The organism is Gemmobacter nanjingensis (genome assembly GCF_014652195.1).
Lineage (GTDB): Bacteria > Pseudomonadota > Alphaproteobacteria > Rhodobacterales > Rhodobacteraceae > Gemmobacter > Gemmobacter caeni.
In genome coordinates, this window is the sequence record NZ_BMYI01000059.1 from 1 (window position 1) to 3,694 (window position 3,694).

At 69.8% G+C, this 3,694-nt stretch carries 1 pseudogene; it reads right to left on the minus strand.

Annotated features, from left to right (window positions below):
- Window positions 1-3,694 (minus strand): annotated as a pseudogene (locus IE126_RS25480) (hypothetical protein); the annotation flags it as partial.

Here is a 3,694-nt window from a genome sequence, read left to right on the forward strand (position 1 = left end):
ATCGGGAATATTGCCGTCCTGCACCGAGATCCAGTTGGCCCCGCCCCAGCGGTAGCATTTGCTGTTGCTCGAAGTGTCAAACCACAGATCGCCGATCCCGGGGCTGGCTGGCGCCGTCGAAGCGCGGAAGACCCTGTTCTTGCTGTTGGCCGTGGTCTCGACCGAGGTGACCTTGCTCTCCAGCGCGCTCAGGGCCGAGGCGCTGGCCTTGCCCGCAACCTCGCTCTGCAGGCTGGTGATCGCCGAGGCCTGCGCGGCGACGGTGCTTTGCAGGGCCGGGATATTCTTGTCCTGCACCGAGACCCAGCCGCTGCCATTCCAGCGCCAGCACCTGTCATTGTCATCGGTGTCAAACCACAGATCGCCCGCATTCCCGGTCGTCAGCCCGGTCGGGGCATCGCTCTGCCGGAACACCCGGTTCTTCGATCCGGCCACCGTTTCCACGGCGGTGACCCGGTTGGTCAGCGCGCCGACCGTGGCGGAACTGGCCTTGCCCGCCAGATCGTTCTGCAGGCTGGTGATGGCCGAGGATTGCGACGAGATCGTGCCCTCCGCCGCCGTCACCCGCGTCGTCAGGGCAGTCAGGGCGCTGGTCGAGGCCTTGCCCGCCAGATCATTCTGCAGGCTGGTGATGGCCGAGGATTGCGCCGAGATCGCGCCTTCCGCCGCCGTCACCCGCGTCGTCAGGACAGTCAGGGCGCTGGTCGAGGCCTTGCCCGCCACATCACTCTGCAAGCTGGTGATGGCAGAGGATTGCGACGAGATCGCGCCTTCCGCCGCCGTCACCCGCGTCGTCAGGGCGGTCAGGGCGCTGGTCGAGGCCTTGCCCGCCACATCATTCTGCAGGCTGGTGATCGCCGAGGATTGCGACGAGATCGCGCCTTCCGCCGCCGTCACCCGCGTCGTCAGGGCATTCAGCGCCGTGGCCGAGGCTTTCCCCGCCAGATCATTCTGCAGGCTGGTGATCGCGCCGGACTGGCTGGTCAGCGCGGTCTCGGCATCGCTGACCCGCGTGGTCAGGCTGCTGACCGCCGAGGCGCTGGCCTTGCCTGCCATCTGGGATTGCAGCGTGGTGACCGCCGAGGCGGTCGAGGTGAGCGCCGTTTCCGCATCGGTCACCCGGCTGGTCAGCGCGGTCAGCGCGCTGGCCGAGGCCTTGCCCGCCACGTCGGATTGCAGGGCGGTGATGGCCGAGGCCTGCGCGGTGAGACCGGCCTCGGTCACGGTGACGCGAGCCGTCAGCGCCTCCAGCGCGCTGGCCCCGGCAAGGCCGGGCACCGTGGCCTCGAGCCGCGTGATCTTTTCCGCGAGGACGTTCATTTCCGCGCCCTGGGCGGTGACATCCGTGCGGATCACCTCATCGGCCGAGGCCGCCGCCTCGCGCAGGTCGCGGTCGGCGAGGAAGGCCGCGAACTGGGCCTCCAGCCCCTCGGCCGCCAGCGGATCGATGCTGTTGCGCAGGGCGATCACCGCAACACTCTGGCTGGTCAGCCCGTCCGAGAGGTCGCTGACCCCGGTCGCCAGTTCCGAGACCGCCGCCGCGCTGGCCTTGCCCGCCACATCCGATTGCAGCCCGGTGATCGCCGTGGCCTGCGCCGACAGCTGCCCCTCAGCGACGCTCACCCGGCCATCCAGCGCCTGCACCGCATTGGCCGTGGCACTGGCCACGCCACCCACGCCGGTCAGGCTGGCCTCCAGTTCCGTGATGGCACTGGCCTGCGCCGCATCGGCCGAGATCCGCGCCGTGCGTTCGGCCACCAGCTCCGCCCGGCTGGCCCCCGGCGAGGGGCGGCCGATGGCGATCCAGTCAATCTCGATATAGTTGCTGCCGTCGGGTGCCGATGCCAGATCCAGCCGGATCTGGTCGAGCAGGCCCGCCCAGTCCGGCGTGACCGTGATATCCGTGATCCCGTCGACCCAGACCGGCTCGGGGATGGCAAGGCTGCGCCCGGCGCCCCAGCCCTGACCGGCGGCCTGCCACCACAGGATGCCCGTCCAGCCGGGTGACCCGACCCGCCTGAGCCGCGCCCGGACCTGCGAATAGACCTGCGTGTCCACGGCAAGCCCGCCGGGCGAGGCGATCCACGCCCCGGCGCCGGTCGGCGGGCGCAGGTATCCGCCCGCCGCAGCGGGCGCCGAGGGGGATCCGGTCCAGCCTTCGGCCGTCGTGTCGAAGTACCAGATCTTCGCATGGTCGAACTGGGTATTGGTGCCGACGGAGACGGCGGCGATCTGCTGGGCCAGCGCATTCTCGCCATCCACCCGGGCCGTATCCACCGCGAGGATCTGCGCCCCGAGGCTCTGACCCTCCGCCTCCAGAACCGTGACCCGTTCGGCAATGGCGCCGGTGGCGCTGGCCCCGACCGTGATCCGCTCGTCGAACGAGGCGGCATAGCCCTCGACCACCACGCCGATCTGGCGCCGCAGCTCCTCGCGGGCGCTGTAGGACTGATAATCCAGCTCGGCCACATAATCGCGCAGCGCCTGCATCGAGCGGGCCAGATCGCGGTAATGCTGCGCGGTGGTCAGGGCCAGATCCCCCCGCGCCGCCGCCTCACCGGCCAGAGCCGCCGCCTGCGCCGCAAGCCCGGCCGCCTGCGCGGCCTGATCGGTGGTGAGACCGGCCACCTCCGCCCGCACATCGTCCAGCGTATCGTCGACCAGATCCAGTTCGTTGCTGACCCAGCCCTGCAGGTCGGTCAGCTGCCCCAGAAGTTCCGCCCGGACATCATCCAGCGCCGCATCCGCCTGATCCAGCCCGCCGTCGATCCACTGCTGCAGGTCATCGAGTTCGCCGAGGATTTCGGTCTCCAGCTGCGACCAGTCGAGATCGGCGGGGCCGAGCTTCAGGCTGGCGGTGGTGGCGCCGAGCCAGCCGGTCCAGGCGGTCTTGCGGCCCGAGATCAGCCGGGCGCTGACCTCATAGGCGGTGGCGGGCAAGAGGCCCGCGCTGATCACCGTACCGCCCTCGGCCAGATCCTGCGTATCGCCGCGCAGGATGATGGCGGTGGTGCCCGCGAGCCGGAGGCGCCAGCGCAGGCCCCGCGCATCCAGATCGCTGTCCCAGCCGAGCTGCAGCGCCACGCGCCGACCGGCGCCCCCGGCATCCTTCAGGACGATGGCGCTGACGGCAAATCCTGACACTGGCTGGACCGGGATCGTGGTGCCCGGCGTGGCGGGGGTGTCGGGCAGTTCAAATTCCGCGCTCCAGTCGTAATCCGCCGGATCACGCTCGCGGATCGAGACCTTCTTCAGGCCGGTGCGCAGATCCTCGACCACCTCGCTGATCGAGAAGTCCTTGCTGACATAGCCGTTGCGGGCGCTCGACCAGTCGGCGGTGTCGAGGAGTTCCAGCGCCGAGGCATCGGGCGGCAGCGTCAGGCTGTGGCGGCGGAAGCGGCGCTCGTCCTCGATCCATGCCCGCATCAGGCGCTGCACCTGTCGCTTGTAAGGCACGGCGGGCAGCGTCAGATCGGCGGTGCGGCGGCCGAAGGCATCGGCGGCCTCCCAGGCGGCATTGGTGCGCGGCGGCGCCTCCTTGCTTTCCCAGAGGCTTTCGGGGTCGGGATATTGCGCGGTGACCGCGTTAAAGGTCTCCTCCAGCCCCGGAAACGGGTCGTAATCCTGCGGCTTCGAGACGATGATATCGTCATCGGTAAAGCTGTAGACCGGCAGCGCCGGGGCGCCGACCTGC